16 protein-coding genes and 1 pseudogene are annotated in these 20,731 nt (G+C 49.7%); 4 read left to right on the top strand and 13 right to left on the bottom strand.

Annotation, left to right across the window (positions count from 1 at the left end; genetic code table 11):
* Window positions 1-116 precede the first annotated feature (116 nt).
* From recN to acs, 13 genes and pseudogenes are all read right to left on the bottom strand, one after another.
* A complete protein-coding gene (gene recN, locus I1H34_RS24705; protein WP_212663511.1) occupies window positions 117-1,901 on the bottom strand; it encodes a DNA repair protein RecN in 1,785 nt (594 codons plus the stop codon).
* A 367-nt stretch (window positions 1,902-2,268) separates the two neighbouring features.
* Window positions 2,269-2,781, bottom strand: coding sequence for a hypothetical protein (locus I1H34_RS24700; RefSeq protein WP_212663510.1), 513 nt, complete (start codon window positions 2,779-2,781; stop codon window positions 2,269-2,271).
* A 170-nt stretch (window positions 2,782-2,951) separates the two neighbouring features.
* Entirely contained in the window at window positions 2,952-3,356 is a 405-nt protein-coding gene (locus I1H34_RS24695; protein ID WP_212663509.1) for a hypothetical protein, read from the bottom strand.
* Window positions 3,357-3,629: 273 nt separating this feature from the next.
* Window positions 3,630-6,095 (bottom strand): P-loop NTPase fold protein, encoded by a 2,466-nt coding sequence (locus I1H34_RS24690; protein ID WP_212663508.1) that lies wholly within the window; start codon window positions 6,093-6,095, stop codon window positions 3,630-3,632.
* A 532-nt stretch (window positions 6,096-6,627) separates the two neighbouring features.
* Window positions 6,628-8,019: pseudogene (locus I1H34_RS24685) on the bottom strand (ISKra4 family transposase).
* Window positions 8,020-8,097: 78 nt separating this feature from the next.
* Window positions 8,098-10,353: a P-loop NTPase fold protein gene (locus I1H34_RS24675; RefSeq protein WP_212663507.1), complete on the bottom strand. Its 2,256-nt coding sequence runs from the start codon at window positions 10,351-10,353 to the stop codon at window positions 8,098-8,100.
* 266 nt (window positions 10,354-10,619) lie between these two features.
* On the bottom strand, window positions 10,620-11,342 hold the full coding sequence (locus I1H34_RS24670; protein WP_212663506.1) for a pyridoxine 5'-phosphate synthase: 723 nt from the start codon (window positions 11,340-11,342) through the stop codon (window positions 10,620-10,622).
* Window positions 11,343-11,381: 39 nt separating this feature from the next.
* Window positions 11,382-11,966 carry a GNAT family N-acetyltransferase gene (locus tag I1H34_RS24665; protein ID WP_249369588.1) on the bottom strand — a complete coding sequence of 195 codons (585 nt, stop codon included), beginning with the start codon at window positions 11,964-11,966 and terminating at the stop codon, window positions 11,382-11,384.
* A gap of 18 nt (window positions 11,967-11,984) precedes the next feature.
* Window positions 11,985-12,353 carry a c-type cytochrome gene (locus I1H34_RS24660; protein ID WP_235110515.1) on the bottom strand — a complete coding sequence of 123 codons (369 nt, stop codon included), beginning with the start codon at window positions 12,351-12,353 and terminating at the stop codon, window positions 11,985-11,987.
* A gap of 70 nt (window positions 12,354-12,423) precedes the next feature.
* Window positions 12,424-12,930 (bottom strand): GTP pyrophosphokinase, encoded by a 507-nt coding sequence (locus I1H34_RS24655; protein WP_212663505.1) that lies wholly within the window; start codon window positions 12,928-12,930, stop codon window positions 12,424-12,426.
* Window positions 12,931-13,072: 142 nt separating this feature from the next.
* Entirely contained in the window at window positions 13,073-13,618 is a 546-nt protein-coding gene (locus I1H34_RS24650; protein WP_212663504.1) for a hypothetical protein, read from the bottom strand.
* A 41-nt stretch (window positions 13,619-13,659) separates the two neighbouring features.
* Window positions 13,660-13,944 (bottom strand): YkvA family protein, encoded by a 285-nt coding sequence (locus I1H34_RS24645; protein ID WP_212663503.1) that lies wholly within the window; start codon window positions 13,942-13,944, stop codon window positions 13,660-13,662.
* A gap of 126 nt (window positions 13,945-14,070) precedes the next feature.
* Window positions 14,071-16,041: an acetate--CoA ligase gene (acs, locus tag I1H34_RS24640; protein WP_212663502.1), complete on the bottom strand. Its 1,971-nt coding sequence runs from the start codon at window positions 16,039-16,041 to the stop codon at window positions 14,071-14,073.
* Between the two features lie 374 nt (window positions 16,042-16,415).
* On the opposite strand from acs, the gene I1H34_RS24635 reads away from it, so the two are divergent.
* From I1H34_RS24635 to I1H34_RS24620, 4 genes are all read left to right on the top strand, one after another.
* The gene (locus tag I1H34_RS24635) at window positions 16,416-17,129 is read left to right on the top strand and encodes a hypothetical protein (RefSeq protein ID WP_212663501.1); all 714 of its coding nucleotides are present in this window, start codon (window positions 16,416-16,418) and stop codon (window positions 17,127-17,129) included.
* Window positions 17,130-17,468: 339 nt separating this feature from the next.
* Window positions 17,469-17,750, top strand: a complete 282-nt coding sequence (locus tag I1H34_RS24630) for a hypothetical protein (RefSeq protein WP_212663500.1) — start codon at window positions 17,469-17,471, stop codon at window positions 17,748-17,750.
* A 222-nt stretch (window positions 17,751-17,972) separates the two neighbouring features.
* Window positions 17,973-19,316: an FAD-binding oxidoreductase gene (locus tag I1H34_RS24625; protein WP_212663499.1), complete on the top strand. Its 1,344-nt coding sequence runs from the start codon at window positions 17,973-17,975 to the stop codon at window positions 19,314-19,316.
* Window positions 19,316-20,716, top strand: coding sequence for a (Fe-S)-binding protein (locus tag I1H34_RS24620; RefSeq protein ID WP_212663498.1), 1,401 nt, complete (start codon window positions 19,316-19,318; stop codon window positions 20,714-20,716). Before I1H34_RS24625 ends, I1H34_RS24620 begins: the two co-directional genes overlap by 1 nt.
* The last annotated feature ends 15 nt before the right edge of the window (window positions 20,717-20,731 follow it).

The following is a 20,731-nucleotide window of genomic DNA, read 5'->3' as shown; positions in this document are numbered from 1 at the left end:
CGTAAAACTGGGCAGCGGGTTCGTATCTTTAAAGTGCCCCGAATGTTGGCATCAGGACTCATAGCCGTTACAGATGGGTGGCCTTCGTTACGAGCTTCTACATCCTTGTCACAAAACTAAGCAGAGTTAACGGCTCGCTTTTTGGCTTTTTTGGTCTTTGTTGCGGTTTTGCCGTTGGCATAGCTTTGTCGCACTTGCCCGGCCTGTTGCAAGAGGGAATCCACAAAAGTGAGAGCCTGCTGAGTGGTCTGGCCCCCGGCAATTTCTGCCAATTCCTGCCGTCGCTGTTGGTCATTCAAGGACGTGACTTGCACTACTGTCCGCTCGGCGGCTTGGGTGCTGGCTGAGTTTGCCCTCTGAATCACAACCTGTTTTTGCACCTGGAAATGGGCATCGGCCATGGCGGCAATCATGGGTTGATGGGTGACGCAGAGAACCTGATGGTTTTGACTGAGGTGGTATAGCTTGGTGGCAATTGCCTGGGCGACATGACCCGAGACTCCTGCGTCAATTTCATCAAAGATCAGGGTGCCCACGCCTTCCCCTTGGGAAAAGCAGGCTTTGAGAGCCAGCAAGAATCGACTCATTTCACCCCCTGAGGCGGATTCAGAGAGGGGCTGTAAGGCTTCACCAGGGTTGGCACTAAAGAGAAACTGAATTTGATCCGCGCCATTCTGGGTGGGCGAGAGAGGCTGTAATCCGACCTGAAACTGCACCTTGTCTAAGGCGAGGGGTTTTAGCTCTTGTAAGATACGAGCTTCTAGCTGCTGGGCAGCTTTCTGGCGCAGGGCCGTTAGCTTGTCACAGGCTTTCTGCAGCTTGGCTTCACAGTCGGCGGCGGCTTGCTCTAGCTCGTCTAGGGATTGGCCTTCGCCCGTGAGGTCGGCATATTGGGATTGGATGGTATGGTGATGTGCGATCGCATCTGCCAAACTCGGCCCATACTTGCGACAAATCTGCTTCAGCTCCATCAGTCGCGCTTCTACGGACTGCAGTTGTTCAGGATCTGTTTCCACAGTATTGCCATAGGCATTAATTAAAGATCCGGCCTCTTGCACCTGAGTCAGGGCCTGCTGCACCAGCTCCAGCATCGGCTCAAGCTGCGAGTCGTACTGGCTCATATCCACCAAGATGGATTCGGCCTGACCCAACAGATCGCCACAGGCGTCCCCTTGGTCCTTTTCGTAGAGGAGCTGGTAGACCTGATAACTTTGCTGTTCTAGTTCAACGCTATGGCTGAGGCGCTGCAGTTCCTGTTCTAAATCCGTTTGCTCGTTGGGGTCGGCGAGATTTGCGGTATCGAGTTCCTGCAGCTGATACCGGAGCAAATCGATATTTTGGAGGCGCTGCTGTTCGTTTTGGCGAAAGGTATTGAGTTCTGTGGTGAGTTTTTGCCAGCGGGTGAAGGCAGTGGCAACCTGCTGTCGCTGCTTGAGAAGTGGTCCCCCACCAAATCCGTCCAGGCATTGTCGTTGGCGATCGGCTCGGCCTAACTGCACGGCTTGGCCTTGGGCAGTTACTTCGATCAATTGTTCCCTGAGTTGAGCGATCTGCTGTTTGTTGACGACAACGCCATTGACCCGAAAGCGACTGCGCAAGGTGCTTTGGGTCGAAATTTCGCGACTGCACACCAGCAAGTCATCTAAGGGATCGATATCGGTGGCGGTCAGCCAAGTATTAAGCGCTGGAGTGAGACTAAAGCTGGCTTCTAGCAAGGTACGAGATTCGCCTGTACGGAGCATGGAGCTGAGGGCTTTGCCCCCTAAGATCAAGTCGATGGCATCCAGCAAAATGGACTTCCCGGCTCCGGTTTCTCCCGTCAGCACGTTCAATCCATCCGTAAAGGTCAGATCTAAGGTGTCGATCAGGGCAAAATTTTCGATGCGGAGGGACAGCAACATACTGGAACGGCCAACTCAGATCCTATCTATCTTACTGATCTGCAGGTCTTCTGAAAGGGAAGGCGGAAAATAATGACTGATGTCTAACGGATTTTTATTCGGCGTGAATCAATGCCAGAGCTAGGCCAGATGTGAAGATGGTCTCTCCCGTTAGCATGGGTGATGCGTCCAGAAGAGACGACTCACTGCATAGATATGGCACTTCACTGCAGCCCACTTATGCCACGCTTAGAGAATTGGGTACAAGAATGATCCGATACTTGCTTAAAGATTTGCGAGAATCTGATTCCGCAAGACTGAGTTTGTCTAATGCTTGGGACGAGGTGGCTAGATTGACTGCCAGCCTCTCATTAGGTGTGACACACCATCAATCTAAGTAACCCATCAAATTCCCGCTTGGAGAAGAGTTGTTCTCGGCAATGGGGCGATTGCCTGGTAAAGAGTCTGAGGGAATGAGGGATGAATCTAAGCTAATCACAGGACGATCGCCGACCATCGCCACGATGTTCAAATCACTTTCAAAGACAGGACGATGTTGAGGTAAATGATCAAAGCTACTCACCTGACGGGTTCCGACCAGTATAGGACGGCCACCGGGCAATGTCTCAGAGGGGACTAACGCTAGATTCCCTGTAGTGATAGGACGATGATTCGGTAGTTCGGGTGGCGAATACTCAACTAGGGCTGCACTTGAGTGGCTTGCACTTGTTTTGGCTAACTGAGGTTTGCCAAATCCCCATCCTTTTTCAGGGAGTGGTGGAAAAGGTTCTCCTTTTACGGCAGTCACTTCGTATCCTTTGTCTCCACCTCTAGGGCCAACAACGGGATACAAGCCACTTTCTTCAACAAGTTCACCAGGACTAAAGATTTTTTGGCCCATCACATTAATCTCACTAAGGGTAATTCTAGAATAGCTAAGTGTGAGTGAAAGCTTCTAATCTGAGCTGCAAATAGTAGTGGCAAAGGTTCACTCGCTCAAAGATTTACCCAAAAATACGACGGACTCTTCGGGAATGTTCACTTTTTCGAGTAAAAGCCATAATCCCAGCGTTAGCTGGGTTGAACAGCCCGAAATATCATTTCTTGTACCCACACATAGCTGAAATCTTCAAATTCTTCTCCAGGCGAGATGAGTGTGGTTGATCCTTCCTGCTTCTCAATAAATTCTTGGCGCCATAATTCCCAGGCGTAGATGGAGGGCAGTTCTAAATTGGCGCAGTATTCAAACCAGCAATCTCTCTGAAATCGAGAAGTATCGCAATAGACCCGACTGGATTGTACTTCGAGTAAGCCTAGGTCAATCATCTCTTGCATTAAAGGAGGATGATCGCTGGGGGGTTCACCCTGACCCATGACGGGGGATTCAAAGGATAGTTGCAGCGTTTCACCATCATTCTCTTTCGCGAGGCGAAGAATTTCTAATTGCACCTGGGTTAAGGAGGGGATATGGGGCATAATCTATGGATTGTTTGCTGAGACGCGATCACCATAAAAGGTCCAGGTTGCTTGAGAAGATCATAACGCCATTGCATGGATAGTGTAGATATTGCACCGTCCCGTTGAATGAGTCTGTTAGCAAAATTGTTGGCAAACTTCGCTTTTTCCGTATGGCATCATCATATTTTGCTGTTTGGGTGTAATGCAGACTGCACTCTACTTACAAAGTGGTTAGATGTTGAGGTCGCCAATGGTAATCTCTGCTCAAGCAGTCTTGCAGACGAATGTGAATTATTCAGGATTTTGAAGTGTTGGAACGTTCACTGGGTGATCATCTGGGTCATAGCCAAGATCTCCCACAAAGCAGAATGAAAGCATTAAAGAAAAGGTTCTGCGATCTAAGGTGAGAACAGGGTCTGCGGTTGTAGTGTAAGAGTCCGCCACCATGCGTTTAATGTCTGAGGTGAAACGATCCCATTCTCTCTTGGTGTGAAAATCTTGGGAGTTTTTTGAATCGCTTGTGGGGGCTAGAGTCTCAAGTGTTTCTGAGAGAGATAGATGAATCGAAGGATTTATGAGTATCTCTCCATTGGTTGAAGCAAAAGTTTCTTTCTCCAGTAGCATATCGATTTCGTCAAAGAGATTGCGCATAAAGTCAGGGTATCTGCCTGATAATGCAAGAAATGACATCACTATTCGCTTTGTTTGATCAGAGGGAAGATCGTGATCTTTTTCCTTATGCCTCTTTTTCCAAATAATTTGTAGGATTTTGTAGATATTGATTAACCTTTTGCCTGTTCGAGGGGTTATATCCACATATTTACAGCAATCGACTAAAAGCTTGAGTTCCTCTTCATCAAATGCATCGACGGTTGCAATCGTTGAGATATAGGTGACTTCTTCTGGAGTCGGAGGTTTGTTTAATGGCTCTGCATTGCTCTCGTTAGAACTAGTATTGGTCTCCGGTTCATTCACGGAAGCTTTTAGACGTTCTGCTTGTTCTGTGCTTGGACTGACAGCAGCTTTGGCATATGACTCAGATGGTTTAGGACTGGGTAAATTTTCCTCTGAGGATTTAGTAGAGGAGGTGAGGTTCTGAGTTATCGATTCACCATTTTGGTTTGATGGATTATCTACTTTATCTGTTGTGGGCTGTAATTTTTCAGACTCTGAGTTGACTGTGTCTTGAACATACTGACTCTCAAGTTGATTTAATTCTGAATGAGAGTGACCTGAAGGCTTAGTACTGAGATGTGAGATAGTCTGTTGTGCTGTGCCTTTATCACATGACTGATCTTCTTTTTTGATGGTGAGCTGTGAACGAAAGTATCTTTCAACGGTATCGGGTGAAATAGGACGCAGTCGATAGGGGATTTGGATGATTTTTTCTAAGTAGTCGATGCCAGAGGGTTTGCCTCGGCGCTTGAGAACGCCTGCATAAACTTGTTCTAACGCGCGGGCAATGTAGCGATCGTCAATGGCTAAAATGACGACAAATAGTTTGGTATTAAGGAGAAGCTGGACTGCTTCGAGCACTTCAACGACGCGGTCGGGGGGACAACGATCGAGATCATCAATGTAGAGAAATACTCTGGCAGGACCGCGGGGAAATAGTTGTTGAATATCTTGCTCATTGCTTTGATTCAGGGTCAGACGTGAGGATAAGGCTGCAAGATCTTGTTTGATTTGCTGCATGAGACCCAGATGTTTACCATAGTCATCGCCTGAGATTCGAGCGTTGACGAAGTCGAGTAGAGAAGGATATTGGGCATTTGGTCCCAATTGTTGGCGTTCTTCTTCGACTCTTAAACGTAGCTGAGCGACTTCTTGGGCTTCTGATGTGACTCTGTCTTGGGACTGTTGGATTAAGGTCTCTTTTTCGCCTTGAATGCGAGCTTGCTCTTTTTGGACTGAGCCAATGTAAGTTGTAAGGGCTTTTATGACGGGTAGTAAGCTAATCAACGTCGCAGATCCAATCTGAAGCCAGGTTGGAAATGCTTGGATTGCCTTAGGAAGCCAAGAGACTAGTGAATTGAGACTGTTCTTGATCCATTCAGGTATGAGGTTACGAAGGGCTTGAGAATTCAGGATGGTTTGTAACAGTTGGGTAATTGCTTCTCGACTTTCAGAACTAGCGGTGAGCGCAATCAACAACCCCATACAAAATAAGGCAAGTAAGCCTTGCCAGCTTTTAATGGTGTCACGAAACTTTTGAAACGATGTGCCAGCGGCAGAATAGGCTTCGATGTCCTCCTTAGAAAATTTGAGCCGCGCTATACCGTTAAAAAACGGTGTCCAGAGCGCTCTTATTTTTCGTTGATTGAGTTTCTGATTGATACTAATTTTGTTGCTTTTTTGCTTTCGTTCTAACGTTTTCTCGGCTTCTTTAAGCTTTTGCTCTAAGGCTTGAAAATTCTGATTTTTCTGTCGTTGAATTTTATCTAGCGTTGACCAAAGGACATTGGATATTTCTTGATTGGATTTTAAGTTGTTCCACTTTGCTCTGTCTTCCTTGCTAAGCCGTTGTTCGAGGAGGACATCGGCATCTGCCTCGTTGATTTCATATAGGACCTCCCATAATGGCCCGCCTTGACGTAAAGCTTGATTGACACGAGCAATTTCACCGAATTGGAGGTTCTCGTCTATACCAAGTGGTGTTTGCGGGGAATGGCTTTCTGCTTCTGTTGACTCTAATGCCCCTTGCTGGCGTTGCCAATAAGTTATTCGATCCCGTATTCTTTTTGGAAAACCTTCCAAAAAGAAAAATAAACTACGCTCAACAAACTGCAAGAAGTAGTCTAACTTGCTTGCACTTGGTAAGTGATTTATCTGGGGAAAATAATATGTTATAAGCTGTCTTTTTAACCAATCTATATAAATAAAGAGTAAAGCCTCAATAAACTCACCAAGGTTATCAACCCAATCTATATCTGAAGACTTGAAGCGAATTTTTTCTGTGAGCCACTGCAAGAGTGGAGTGGTTAGAAAAAGGATGATCCAAAGAATAGTGAGAAATATCACTCCTAGATGAATAATGAGTTGCCCAATCGCTAAATCTAAGAAAGAAAGAAATGCTATAAAAAATGCATAGATTGTGTTTTTAATCGGTCGATAGAAGGATTGGATCAGCCGATAGTGGCGGAGAATATAATAATTCAGAAATTTATAGGGAGTGTAATGCTGGCCCCGATGAGCAGGACTGGTTGGCGATGCGTTTTCAGTGAGTGGGGCATCCTTATTGCTTAAAAAACGGCCCAATTTTTGTTCTAAGGTAATTTGTCGGGCGTATTTAGCGGATCGGGGATGCCTTAGTTTTCGGAATGGTCACCTCTGGGAATAAGGAGTCAAACCGTTCATTGACCCAGGCAATTCTCAAGATCAGTAAATGGTTGAAACCATCCTCACTCCAGCGCATGCCAACTCCCTTAAAGCGCTGCTGAATCAACCACTTGCATGCACTTTCAACCATTCCTGACCCGAGAGGAATCTGTTGCTGTTCAAAGTGCCGATAACGGATGTGGTTATGATGGCGTTGGAAATAAGCCTGCACCTGGAGCAACGTTGAAAAAGACTTTCCCGTTAACAGTTGTGAGTGAATCAATATCGTCAAGGACCGTAATACAAGTAGGTGTTGCCCGTGTCGCAATTGGTGTCGCCAGTGCCGGAACCAGGCTTGGGCTTGAGCAGAGCGGGCATCTCCAAACATCGCTTTAGTTGCTCGTGCCAGATGGCCTGCTGAATGAAAAAAGTCGAGGACTGCCACAGCACAATGAGAGAACAAGGTGCGATAGACTCGCCAGAAGCCTCGTCCCCCATCACTGAGCCAGATGACTTTTGGAGCAGATTCAAAGTCTTGTTTGTGAGCTTCGAGTTGAAGTAAAGGGATGAACTGGTCGATATCGCCCAATACTGCCACCAGTCTTCGACGCAGTAATTGGGGGACCTCCTTTTTAGCTCGGGTAACCCGTGTTCCCAGGCGAGCTAAGATGGCGACTTTGACTTCTCGCCACTGGATTTTTCCCTTGGGTGAGTTCGGGGTGGGGCGAAAGGGGACCATCACACCATCGGCGGCAATGGCCAAAGGTAGAGCAGATAACATCTCTGAAATCGCTTCACAAGGGGCCTGAGTCCCTGATGATTGAGCGTTGAGTTGAGCTTCTAATTCCTGCTGAGCTTTGTTACCCACGGATTGCACCCAGTTCCACAAACTGGATGGACTCACGGATAGACCACTCCACTGACCCAGCATCCAACTGGCCAGTTCATAGGGCATGAACAGACTCAACAAGCAGCCCAGACGCACCAGTTCTTCGCTGCTGTGCTGATAGGGGGCAATCCCAATGGCTTGATCCAGGGGAGTCAACAGACTGCCTGGACATCCTTTGGGACAACGGCCCACCCGTCGCTTTCAAGAGATAGTGCCTACCAGTGTCTGCATCTGACGAGATTCCCATCCCTTCGAATGTAAGCGGGTTCCGCAGGTAGTACATACAGGCCATACAAATACTGCTTTCGCGCGCCTTGAGAGTTCATCCTCCAGAAGACAGCGAGCTAGAAACAAGCCCATTTGCAGAACGATATAAACCATCTGACTCAGGCTGGTTGATACTTTGAGTGCTTCAGTTTGTTCTAGAAATTCGTCATGGGCTAGCACGGTTAGCAATTGCGATGGTAGGGTCATGATAGTTTTTTGGTTCGGGTACAGGATCTATTGTCCTTGACCCGTTTTTCTTTGAGCCATGCATCCCCGATCCTTTGCTTACGCCCTAATTTGTCGATTCAATTCATAAAAGATTTCCTGCATCAAACTTGCCCAAAGATTGGACTTGGCATAGGTCCAGGCGTTGAATTGAATCTGGTAAACATGACCCACAAATGGTGACATGCGTTCAATCTGTGCTTCTTGCCTGGGGTTCCACTTTCCCCAGGCTTCTTCTGATGTCAGTGCTTGGCGTCGTCGAGCCTTGATCTGGGATTGAATGAGATGCATGCCAAACGATTTTCCACTGCCCCAATTGCCTAATAGGCCGACGGCAACTGGAGGGGTCAAACTCCTGAGTAGCAGTACTTCAGTTAAAGCATTAATTTCATCCTCGACATCTAAGGCATCATGACCAAACGCTCGATCGTTTTTGATTCCCTGAGAAATGAGGATATTGCCGATCAGCTCAGATAAATTTTTAATGGGTTTGGCAATGATGGGAGGGCACATCCACAGGAGTTTGAAGTCTTTCTCAATGGTGCGTTTACACAAACATACTGTTTTGTCATCACTGCCACTGACGATGGTTTTTCCATCAGGGGAGAAGGCGACGGACCTGACAGTGTCAGAATGTCCCGAGAAGGGTTGGCCGATGGTCTGTCCGTCCAGATTCCACAAGCGCAGGGTTTTGTCATAACTGCCACTGACGATGGTTTTTCCATCAGGGGAGAAGGCGACGGACCAGACAGAGCCAGAATGTCCCGCGAAGGGTTGGCCGATGGTCTGTCCGTCCAGATTCCACAAGCGCAGGGTGTTGTCATCACTGCCACTGACGATGGTTTTTCCATCAGGGGAGAAGGCGACGGACCTGACAGAGCCAGTATGTCCCGCGAAGGGTTGGCCGATGGTCTGTCCGTCCAGATTCCACAAGCGCAGGGTGTTGTCATCACTGCCACTGACGATGGTTTTTCCATCAGGGGAGAAGGCGACGGACCTGACAGAGCCAGAATGTCCCGCGAAGGGTTGGCCGATGGTCTGTCCGTCCAGATTCCACAAGCGCAGGGTGTTGTCATCACTGCCACTGACGATGGTTTTTCCATCAGGGGAGAAGGCGACGGACCTGACAGTGTCAGAATGTCCCGAGAAGGGTTGGCCGATGGTCTGTCCGTCCAGATTCCACAAGCGCAGGGTTTTGTCATAACTGCCACTGACGATGGTTTTTCCATCAGGGGAGAAGGCGACGGACCAGACAGAGCCAGAATGTCCCGCGAAGGGTTGGCCGATGGTCTGTCCGTCCAGATTCCACAAGCGCAGGGTTTTGTCATCACTGCCACTGACGATGGTTTTTCCATCAGGGGAGAAGGCGACGGACCTGACAGAGCCAGTATGTCCCGCGAAGGGTTGGCCGATGGTCTGTCCGTCCAGATTCCACAAGCGCAGGGTGTTGTCATCACTGCCACTGACGATGGTTTTTCCATCAGGGGAGAAGGCGACGGACCTGACAGTGTCAGAATGTCCCGAGAAGGGTTGGCCGATGGTCTGTCCGTCCAGATTCCACAAGCGCAGGGTTTTGTCATAACTGCCACTGACGATGGTTTTTCCATCAGGGGAGAAGGCGACGGACCAGACAGAGCCAGAATGTCCCGCGAAGGGTTGGCCGATGGTCTGTCCGTCCAGATTCCACAAGCGCAGGGTGTTGTCATCACTGCCACTGACGATGGTTTTTCCATCAGGGGAGAAGGCGACGGACCTGACAGTGTCAGAATGTCCCGAGAAGGGTTGGCCGATGGTCTGTCCGTCCAGATTCCACAAGCGCAGGGTTTTGTCATAACTGCCACTGACGATGGTTTTTCCATCAGGGGAGAAGGCGACGGACCAGACAGAGCCAGAATGTCCCGCGAAGGGTTGGCCGATGGTCTGTCCGTCCAGATTCCACAAGCGCAGGGTGTTGTCATCACTGCCACTGACGATGGTTTTTCCATCAGGGGAGAAGGCGACGGACCTGACAGTGTCAGAATGTCCCGAGAAGGGTTGGCCGATGGTCTGTCCGTCCAGATTCCACAAGCGCAGGGTGTTGTCATAACTGCCACTGACGATGGTTTTTCCATCAGGGGAGAAGGCGACGGACCAGACATAGCCAGAATGTCCCGCGAAGGGTTGGCCGATGGGCTGGCCCTCCACTAGATCGAAAAGATGTAGAGAACCATCTTTTAACCCTGCAACGACTTGTTGCCCGTTAGGAGAAATTGCGGTTGTATAAACTGGGCTTTCTAGCGTTGCAAAAATATCGGGGGGTAATGATTTATCTATCACAAGTGGAATCCAAGAATAGGCCAATTCTTTTCAGGTTGCTCAATCTTATTGACAAGGCTGATCATTCCAAGACAATAAAGTCTTCGATCCGAAAGGCAAACCCTGCCGAAGCTTTACTGTGGCTTGTTGTTTAAGTTTCATCCCTGACAGGCCCCACTGAATCTTCCCCCAGATAGAATGAGAAGAACTCTAACAGTGAAGATATCTGCTATTTAGACCTAAATTATGCGTGCTTGGATATGTCAGCAGGTAACGGCACTGTCAACCTAGCCTCGACCTGCGATGACTTCTTTCATTTCTCGCACCGCTCGTTCCAAACCCACCAACACCGACCGACTCATAATCGTATGGCCAATATTTAGCTCTTCCATCCCCGGTAGACAGGCCACGGGATAGGTATTCCAATAGGTCAAACCATGACCAGCATTGACTCGGAGTCCCAATGCAAGGGCGAGTTCACAACCCTGTTTCAACACTTCCAACTCCTGGGCCTGTTGGACTTCACCTTTCGCTTCCGCATAAGTCCCCGTATGCAGTTCGATAAACTTAGTCTGTACTTGAGCCGATGCTTCAATTTGGGCGGTGTCGGCATCAATAAACAGACTAACGGGAATATTGGCAGCTTGTAAGGTCTTGACCACATCGGCCATATGGGCTTGCTGTCCTACAATGTCTAGCCCTCCCTCTGTCGTCACTTCCTCCCGCTTTTCCGGCACCAGGGTGACATAATCGGGTTGGATACGAAGTGCTATGGCAACCATCTCCTCCGTCGCCGCCATTTCCAAATTCAAGTGGGTGCGGACGGTTTTTCGCAACACCTCGACATCCCGATCCTGAATATGCCGCCGATCTTCCCGCAGATGCACGGTAATGCCATCAGCACCCGCTAATTCTGCTAATACCGCTGCTGCCACTGGATCTGGTTCCACAGTACGACGCGCTTGGCGAATAGTCGCCACATGATCGATATTGACACCAAGGGTAGGCACGATAACGCTCCTGGCTAAGGGGAAGATTAATTATAGGGTTTATTGTGGCTGTCTGAGCATGGGATAGAGGGTTGGTGAATTCCCTGCCTGAACTGTACCCAATACTTCAAAGCCATGCTTTTTATACAGGGCAACATTACGAGGGTTCGTCGCTTCTAAATACACCAGCTCTTGCCGTTGATCGCAGATCGCAAGGGTATGGGTGAGTAATGCAGATCCACATCCTTGCCCCTGACAGATCGGATCGGTACCGATAATCGCTAAATGCCAATGGGGTTCTTGGGGATGGTGCCCACCGAGCTGTTCCAAAATAGAGGTGAGGGCGGGTTGTTGGCTGGCCTCAACGCCTTGCTGAATCAAGGTCATTAGAGCTGCTTCATCCGGCTGAGCAGTCGGCGGTAGCCAGAGGGCAACCGCCCCAAACCCTTCTGTATAGAATGCAGTCCCCTGCTGAAACGCGGCACCGCCAAAAGCTTGGGCAAATAGCGGTAAACCTTGGGCATATTGAGCGGGCTGTGGAAACATCCACCGGATGGCTGGATCATTGCAGAAGGCTAAGGTCAGAACCGTTAGACAGTCCTCTGCTTCTGCTGGAGTGGCGATTTTGATATTCAAAGGTGTCAAGGGCCTACTCCTAAAGTCCTATTTCCAGTTGTGGTTAGCCTGTTCTAGAACAAACTGGGCCACGGTCTCAACTTGAGCATTATCGAGCTTATCTGCAAATCCGGGCATATTGTTTTGGCCCTCGGTGACTATACCAGTGAGGGGTTCCAGGGTGTCATAACTATCTCGTTTGAGAGATTTTAGTTTTAAGGTTTTACCGCGACGAATAATATTGCCGCCTTTGGGATGGCAGCCTGCACAGTAGTTCTCAAAGAGCATCGCTCCATCCGAGGCCTCAGGCGGAGTAGCCCAGGCAGGGGAGAGATTGATCCCTAACCACACCCCGATTAGACCCATCCATAAGCCAGCTTTTCGGCTAAAAGCAATCAAAACAGAAAATAACTTCACTCAAACATCGCCTAATTCAGCGTTCAACTCTATTGTTGTGTTCTATTGACTAGGCAAGCAACCTGCTTTGCTAATCTTTACGCCGTTTTAATCCCTGCTCTTGCTGCAGCCGTAGTCGCGGCAGGATGGTTTCATATTTTTTCAATCTGGCCCAGTCTTGATCCGTTGGCTGGGCAATGCGGCTGATATCCATGTTGTCTGTCATATCTGCAATTTTGACCCGTAGTGCGATGGAGTTCGCCATGACTCTGCCTAGGTAAGTGTCATAGGGTTCATCCTGGCGTTTGGTAATTGCATCAATGGCAGCCACAATCTCTGCGGGAAATCCTGCCTCAGTGAGCGCCACCAGGGTTAACTCTGAGTCTTCCACGGCATCATGGAGGACACCCACAATTTTCTCGGGGAGGGTATTGCCCGCTCCCATCACTCGCAGGGGGTGATCAATGTAGGGTTTGCCTGCTTTATCGAATTGGTTTATGTGGGATTGAGTTGCGATGGCCACAGGCCGGTTGGAAACCATCGCAATCGCCGTAACCAGCAACTCTTCTAAAGAACGGGATTGGATCAGGGAAGCCATAATCTATGATCACTCAAACAAAGAAAATCCCTCCAGACTTGAAGGGAGTCTCAACTCTATCCTAGCGGCAGAGTCAGGTCTTTCAAGATCTGAAGAGGGAAGTGTAGTGAGCGACTTAGGGGCTGAATCCATGCCCACAGATTTACTGAACCGGAGCCTCGATGGGGGAGGCGACCACATCCACCGTGACGTTGTCATGGGTCACCACAGTTAGGGGCTGGGTGGATGAATCAGCAGGGGTGGCAGCATCCGTAGCATTGACGTACCAGTTTTTAAGAGACTGGAGTCCGTGCTTTATGGATGTGTAGGAGCCACCATACTGGTCAGTGAATTTGGTATCGACGCGAGTGGCCTGTTTTTGCAGGGGAGGAGCGAAGGTCTTTTGAATCGCATTGGCCATGACCTGGAAGACTCTTTGCAAACGTTCCCAGGTTGACTTTGAGTCTGTCTCTTTACCCCAGGCTTCTTGGAAGTTACTAGAGGCTTGATGGCGCTTGTCTTTTAAGTCTGCAGCGACCGTGGCAGACATTTCAGCAGCTAGGGGGCGAACAATGGTATACCCTTCTTTCAATTCTGCTGATGTTTGAGTAAAGGCATCCTTGAGGATCTTGCCAATCCGCTGGCTGCGAGTCCCACTTTCAGTTTTAATTTGGTCAAATGTAGAGTTCATGGGGGTGGTGTTGTCCATCTGTAAAAATCTCCAGTGCTGCAAGTTGTTGGGTGAGGCGACTAAACAACGGGGTTTGCTTCAATATCAATTGCGGCTTCAAACGTGTCTTCTGAGGTGCCGTTTTTCTTGTTCTCTAACATGAGCTGACAGACTTCAGAAATCAGGAAGGTTACCAGTACACCGTCATCAATCCAACCCACGATAGGTAAAACATCAGGGGCAATATCTAACGGGCTGACCAGATAAAATAGGGTGCCCGCGATCAGAGCCCAGCGATATTTTGGATGACGAATGCCTTGGCGAAAGGCGTCTTGAAACAGCTTAAACAAGGAGGGTTGTTTCATTGAAGGTCCTGTACTTCAGTGATTTCATTCTCCCAGACCCACCCAAAAAAATCTGGTGTAGATTACCCGCAGAGATGGGGTAAAACTACACCGAATAGACCGTATACGGTTTTCCTCTTGCAGGCGCTAGGATCCTTGCCGGAGTTTGTCTAGAACACTTTGGTCTTCCATAGTGGACGCATCGCCAGCAATGTCCTCACCGCTAGCTAAGTTCCGCAAAAACCGCCGAATAATCTTGCCAGAGCGGGTTTTGGGTAAGGCATCAGCAAAGCGAATCTCGCCGGGACGAGCAATTACGCCAATCTCATTGACCACATGCTTCTTGAGTTCAACTTTGAGATCGTCACTGGGGGGATGGGTATTTTCTAAAGTGACAAAGGCAAACACATCTTCCCCTTTGAGGTCATCAGGACGACCGACAACGGCGGCTTCTGCTACGGCTGGATGGGATACCAGAGCCGATTCAATTTCCATTGTACCCAGGCGATGACCGGACACATTGATCACGTCATCGACGCGGCCCATGATCCAGAAGTACCCATCTTCGTCTCGGCGGACGCCATCTCCAGCAAAGTAAACATACTTGCCGTCTTTGGGAGGGATATGTTCCCAGTAGGTGCGACGGAACCGATCGTCATCCCCATAAACCGTGCGCATCATGCTGGGCCAGGGATGGCGCACCACTAAATAGCCCCCTTCATTGTCTGCAACAGGATTGCCGTCCAAATCCACAACATCCGCCAAAATCCCTGGGAAGGGACGGGTGGCAGAGCCCGGCTTGGTTGCAGTTGCACCCGGCAGGGGCGTAATCATAAAGCCACCAGTTTCTGTTTGCCACCAGGTATCAATGATCGGGCATTTGCCGCCGCCGATGACCTGCTGATACCAGATCCAGGCTTCCGGGTTAATGGGTTCACCGACGGTGCCTAAAATTCGCAGAGAAGATAAGTCGCGGGCTTGGGGATGTTGATCGCCCAATTTAATAAAGGCTCGGATGGCGGTGGGAGCGGTATAAAAGATATTGACCCCATATTTTTCCACCACATCCCAGAAACAGCCTGGATTGGAAGCCCGAGGAGCCCCTTCATACATCAGAGAGGTAGCACCATTGGATAAGGGGCCATAGACAATATAGCTATGGCCAGTAATCCAGCCCACGTCCGCCGTACACCAGTAGACATCGTTATCCTTGAGGTCAAAGGCCCACTTGCAGGTCATATGGGTGTAGAGATTGTAGCCGCCAGTGGTGTGCACCACCCCTTTAGGGTTTCCAGTCGTACCACTGGTATAGAGAATGAACAGCATATCTTCGCTGTCCATGGGTTCGGGTGCGCAGTCTGCTGAGGCCGTCGGTACTAACTCATGCCACCAGTGATCGCGACCGGATGCCATCGTCACATCTGCTTTGGTGCGCTGCACCACCAACACGTTTTTAACACTGGGAGCACCATTGTCGGCTAATGCTTTGTCGACGGCTGTTTTTAAAGGGACGGCTTTATCTTTGCGGAAGCCACCATCGGCGGTAATTACTAGCTTGGCTTCGGCATCGTTGAGGCGATCTTTGAGGGCTTCCGCACTAAACCCACCAAAGACAACGGTATGGGGGGCACCGATGCGGGCACAAGCCAACATTGCGATCGCAGCTTCCGGTACCATCGGCATATAAATACCCACCCGGTCGCCCTTGCCCACTCCCAGCTGCTTGAGAACGTTGGCGGTTTGGCAGACTTCCCGATGGAGTTGGGCATAGGTCAGGGTGCGAGAATCCCCTGGCTCTCCTTCCCAAATTAGAGCGGCTTTGTTGCGTCGCCAGGTTTTGAGGTGACGATCCAGGCAGTTATAGGTGATATTGAGCTTGCCCCCGACAAACCATTTGGCAAAGGGGGGCTGCCAGTCCAGCACCGTATCCCATTTTTCAAACCAGTCCAGTTCCTTCTCTGCGAGTTCAGCCCAAAATGCTTGAGGATCAGCTTCTGCCTTGGCATAAAGCTGCTCATATTCCTCAGCACTTTTGATTTCGGCCTGGGCCGCCAAGTCTGCAGGCGGTTGAAACAGGCGCTGTTCTTGCAGGATGGATTCAATCGTGGGTTGTGACATAGCCCTTGTTTACCCGTGTCTGGAGCAATCTAGCAGAGGTGAGAAGATCTCGAACTGCTGTGTTGCTAATTAAGGTCCCATAAAATGCGATCCCATTTCTTTAAGCTTTTGTGATCAGTTTGTAAAAACTCCAAAAACCAGGGAACCCCGAAATTTCGGGATAAACCTGTAAAAAATGAATTCCAACCCCAATTTTGCTGTCTGCAGCCCGAATAAGTCCCTTGCTGTTCTTTTGTTGAATAGGGTATTCTTTTGATATAAAAAATTGCTTCAAGTTCGAAAAATTGAGGAATTATTAACAATTTCTCCTTCACAAAATTCAGTTTTATCGCAATTTTTAAGTAAACCTTTAAATTGGTCAAGGCGGCAAAGAAATGCTGGTAAAATCCCTCGCTTCATCTTCCATCATTTGCCTCACACTGATCAGTGCAACCGTTGCCAGCCATGCCCAAGCCAGGGATCTAGTGACAGAGGACTCAGCGTCCATTGCCAACAATTTTTCTCGCGATGCCGAGGTCTTGGGACCGTTTGAGCCAGTCACGATACCGGTCAATCCGCCCGAGGCTGCTCCCGACACCACCCAAACTGCCTTAACGACGCCTTCCGTTAGACCCACCGAAATTTTGAGTCAATATGGATTAGTCCGTTCCTTAAAAGGCGATCAGCTGTCGGTGCGCTTAATCGATGGTACGGCTCGAACCTATAAAGTGGCGGCCAACGGTGCGACTCAAACCTTCCGCCGTGGCAGCTTGGTGGGGTTTGATGTCAATGGCAATGACCAGATCGTTAAGTTAGACTCGGCCCGCGTGCGCCGGGTCTTTGAGGGGACGGTGATTGTGGTGGAAGAGAATAAGTTGGGTCTGGTGTCCCCCACAGGTGAACGATTGGTCACCAGCTTGTCTAAAGCCAAAATCGACCGGATGAAAATTGAGCCGGGCCGGACATTGCGAGTGACTCAGTATGTAGGGACTTGGGCGACCAAGGTGTGCTTACCTGCTGAAGAAGATGATGTTGCGGCCTTGTCTCAAGTTCTGCCGGGGGATCCGTTAGCTCAGCCTGATGTGAATGCTGACTTTAACTATCCCTAAAGTAGCTCAAGTCTTGATGAAATCAGCTTTGTAGGCTCTATCTCTGCAAGAGGTAGAGCAGAGTCGCTTTACATGTCTTGCCTTAGATTTACTTTTCTTTACATCCATGCTGATATTTGTTGCCTAGATTACATGGCTAACTCAGTTGACGATAAGCTTTAGGTACGATCAAAGCTAAAGCGTTCTGTGCTATTTCTTATCTAATTTAATGAATGAAATGGCTAGATGCTTAAGTTTTTTGGTCAGAGAAAAAATTTAAGGTTTATGAGTCCTTATGATCTCGGTTGAGGTGTTGGGCCTTATTGCTTATCGTTACTTCCTACTGAGAAGGGACCTGTCATGAAATTCACGATGCTTGCCCTGGCTAGTCTAGCCCTTGTGTGCTTACCCACTGCGGCGGCTGCTCAAACCCAGGTCGTTTTTGGTTTCCCTACCAATTCAGTCTCGCCGATTCCCTTCTTTATTCCTTCGGCGGGTTTCTTCAACAGTAGTTACCCCCACCCTGGCTTTTATCATTACTACCTGCTGAATGATGAAGCCTTTAACCCAGATTATGAATATACGTTAAGTGGCGATCTTCAGTATGAGTTCCCCCTGGTGGGCAACTTTCAATACGAATAACGGGGCTGGATGCGAAAACCACTCAAGTCTAGGGGAATGACGTTTTAGTGGTGGGTAAGGCTGGCTAAACAGGATGACTTAGACGATCTCTGGGTGCTAAGTCTGGCCGCTGATCCGATTGGGCAGGTTAATTGATTTGTCTGCAGTCTGGGATACCGTTTATGGTGGATAAACAGTTTGATTAAACTGCTCAACTCCCGCTGACTTATCACGCCGTTTATTGTGGTTCTATCAACTGCTGCGCTTTCCCAACAACTGATCCCGATTGTTGGCCCTGAGCAGGTCTTGCTGTTATCTGAGACCGCCCTGCTCTCTCCCTCCGAACAGATTTTTGATCAAGCTTCCCTGCCGACCCATATTGTTTACCCTCGGACCCAACCCGAATTAGCTGCCGTGATGGCGGTTGCCCATCAACAGCGCTGGCGACTATTGGTATGTGGTCAAGCCAGCAAACTCCACTGGGGCGGCCTCACCCAGCAGATTGACTTGGTGGTCTGTACCCAGCGCCTCAATCGAGTGGTGGCCCATGCGACGGGTGACTTAACCGTAACCGTGGAAGCCGGACTCTCTTTGGCCACCCTGCAGGCTGAATTAGCGACGTTCCGACAATATGTTGCCCTGGATCCGGCCTATCCTCAAACGGCAACCCTGGGAGGACTGATCGCCACCCGTGATGGCGGCAGCTTACGGCATCGCTACGGCAGTTTAAGGGATATGTGTATTGGCATTACCTTTATGCGGGCGGACGGACAATCGGCCAAGGCAGGCGGTCGAGTCGTCAAAAATGTGGCCGGTTACGACTTAATGAAGTTAATGACTGGGGCCTTTGGCACCTTGGGGGTGATTTCTGAGGTCACCCTGCGTCTCTATCCCCTGCCGGAAGCGTCGGCAACGGTGGTGGTTGGTGGCACTGAATCCCAAATTACTGAGCTGACCCGAACCTTACTCAGAAGTACCTTGACCCCAATGGCGGTGGATTTGCTCTCTCCTGCAGTCTTGCCTCCAGGGACGGTAGACGGTGAGCTGGTCTTAGCGGTGCGCTTCCAAAGTTTAGAAGAGAGTGTGGTAGCCCAGTGCGATCGCATCCTGCAACAGGCCCAAGGATTATCTAGTATCACCCTCTCCGCCGACCCAGATATAGACTTTTGGCAACAGCTCACCCAGCAGTTTTGGCAAACGCCTCAATCATCAGCCCTAGTGTGCAAATTTGGCGTGCTGCCTGCTCAATCCTCCAAATTTCTGGCCCAGTTTGATCAGTATTGCCAACAACAGAAGATTGACGGTTGGGGACGAATTTATGCGGGGAGCGGCACGGGAGTTTTGCGATTAGAACAGGAAGGCATAGGCAAGGACCCCTCCCCTGGGGTTGAATGGATCCGGGAGTTGCGATCCCACTGTCAAAATGCCCAAGGATTTTTAACGGTTTTAGACGCGCCGCCAGCACTGAAGCGCAGCCTGGATGTATGGGGATATCCTGGCAACGCCCTCGCCAGTATGAAACAGCTCAAGCAGCAATTTGACCCTCACAATATTTTGAATCCCGATCGTTTCGTTGGTGGAATTTGATGACTACTTCTGAATCACCCAGCTCTTTGCAGGTGACTGCTGCGAACGTGGATCGGCCCGAGCAGCCAGCGAAGCCCTCTGCATCCCCTGAACAGTCTTTGATCGATAGCTGTGTTCATTGCGGGTTTTGTCTGTCCACCTGCCCCAGCTACCGGGTGATTGGTAAAGAAACCGATTCTCCTCGGGGTCGAGTCTATCTAATGAACGGTCTCAACCAGGGCGACTTTACCCTGACGGACGCTGCCGTTGGCCATTTTGATACCTGCTTAGGCTGTTTGGCCTGTGTGACCACTTGTCCATCTGGGGTCGAGTATGACCAGCTGATTACCTCAACCCGAGCCCAGATTGAACAGAACTATCAACGTAGCTTGCCTCAGCGATTACTGCGGAAAATGCTGTTTTCGTTACTGCCCTACCCTCAGCGATTACGACGACTGTTAGGACCATTGCAGCTCTACCAGAAACTAGGCTTGCAAACGATGGTGCGCCAGTCGGGGCTGCTGGAACGAGTCTTGCCCAAATCCCTCGTTGCGATGGAGTCCCTGCTTCCTCAAATTGAATCCCAAGCGTTTGCGGATCCAGAACCTGAAATCTTTCCTGCCCAGGGAAAACGCCGCTATCGTGTGGGCCTGATTTTGGGCTGTATCCAGCGGCTCTTTTTGTCTGAAGTCAATCGAGCTACCATTCGCGTGTTGACGGCAAATGGCTGCGAAGTGGTGATTCCCAAAAGTCAGGGTTGTTGTGCTGCCCTTCCCCACCACCAAGGCCAAGTTGAGCAGGCCCAAGATTTGGCCCGGCAGATGATAGATAGTTTTGCTGATACGGACTTGGATGCTGTAATTGTCAATGCGTCGGGCTGTGGCCATACCCTCAAGGAATATGGCCAAATCTTGCAGGACGATGCCGCCTATGGCGAACGCGCCCAAGCCTTTGCCCACCAAGTCAAAGATGTCCAAGAATTCCTGGATGAAGTAGGCTTAACCACCTCTTTGTCTCCCCTGCAGTCAGACCCCCTGGCTGTCGTCTATCAAGATGCCTGCCATATGCTGCATGGCCAGAAAATTCAGGCGCAGCCCCGCCGTCTCCTGCAGCAAATCCCCGGTATAGAACTCCGGGAACCCCGGGATGCCTTTCTCTGTTGTGGCAGTGCTGGGGTCTACAACATTCTCCAACCGGAAATCGCGGAAGAATTAGGGCAGCAAAAAGTGCAGAACCTCACCCAAACGGGGGCCACCTTAATTGCCTCAGCTAATGTGGGCTGTACCATGCAGATTCGCAAACATTTAGATGAACAGGACCATACGACTCCTGTGCTCCATCCTATGCAGCTGCTAGATTGCTCGATTCGGGGTGTTTCTTGGTCAACGGCTGTAGGGAATGCTCAAGACAGGACCCTTTAAACTGGCCTGATTGCT

This window comes from Acaryochloris marina S15 (assembly GCF_018336915.1).
In the GTDB taxonomy this organism is placed as follows: Bacteria; Cyanobacteriota; Cyanobacteriia; order Thermosynechococcales; family Thermosynechococcaceae; genus Acaryochloris; species Acaryochloris marina_A.
The sequence above is the reverse complement of the archived record's forward strand: the minus strand, read 5'-3'. Positions and strand labels throughout refer to the sequence as shown.

Bases quoted from the DNA above. Each gene is read 5' to 3' on its own strand.
- I1H34_RS24655 (WP_212663505.1), bottom strand. From the start codon at position 12,930: ATGGCTTCCCTGATCCAATCCCGTTCTTTAGAAGAGTTGCTGGTTACG.
- I1H34_RS24630 (WP_212663500.1), top strand. From the start codon at position 17,469: ATGAAATTCACGATGCTTGCCCTGGCTAGTCTAGCCCTTGTGTGCTTA.
- I1H34_RS24620 (WP_212663498.1), top strand. From the start codon at position 19,316: ATGACTACTTCTGAATCACCCAGCTCTTTGCAGGTGACTGCTGCGAAC.
- I1H34_RS24700 (WP_212663510.1), bottom strand. From the start codon at position 2,781: ATGGGCCAAAAAATCTTTAGTCCTGGTGAACTTGTTGAAGAAAGTGGC.
- I1H34_RS24650 (WP_212663504.1), bottom strand. From the start codon at position 13,618: ATGGACAACACCACCCCCATGAACTCTACATTTGACCAAATTAAAACT.
- I1H34_RS24645 (WP_212663503.1), bottom strand. From the start codon at position 13,944: ATGAAACAACCCTCCTTGTTTAAGCTGTTTCAAGACGCCTTTCGCCAA.
- acs (WP_212663502.1), bottom strand. From the start codon at position 16,041: ATGTCACAACCCACGATTGAATCCATCCTGCAAGAACAGCGCCTGTTT.
- recN (WP_212663511.1), bottom strand. From the start codon at position 1,901: ATGTTGCTGTCCCTCCGCATCGAAAATTTTGCCCTGATCGACACCTTA.
- I1H34_RS24695 (WP_212663509.1), bottom strand. From the start codon at position 3,356: ATGCCCCATATCCCCTCCTTAACCCAGGTGCAATTAGAAATTCTTCGC.
- I1H34_RS24635 (WP_212663501.1), top strand. From the start codon at position 16,416: ATGCTGGTAAAATCCCTCGCTTCATCTTCCATCATTTGCCTCACACTG.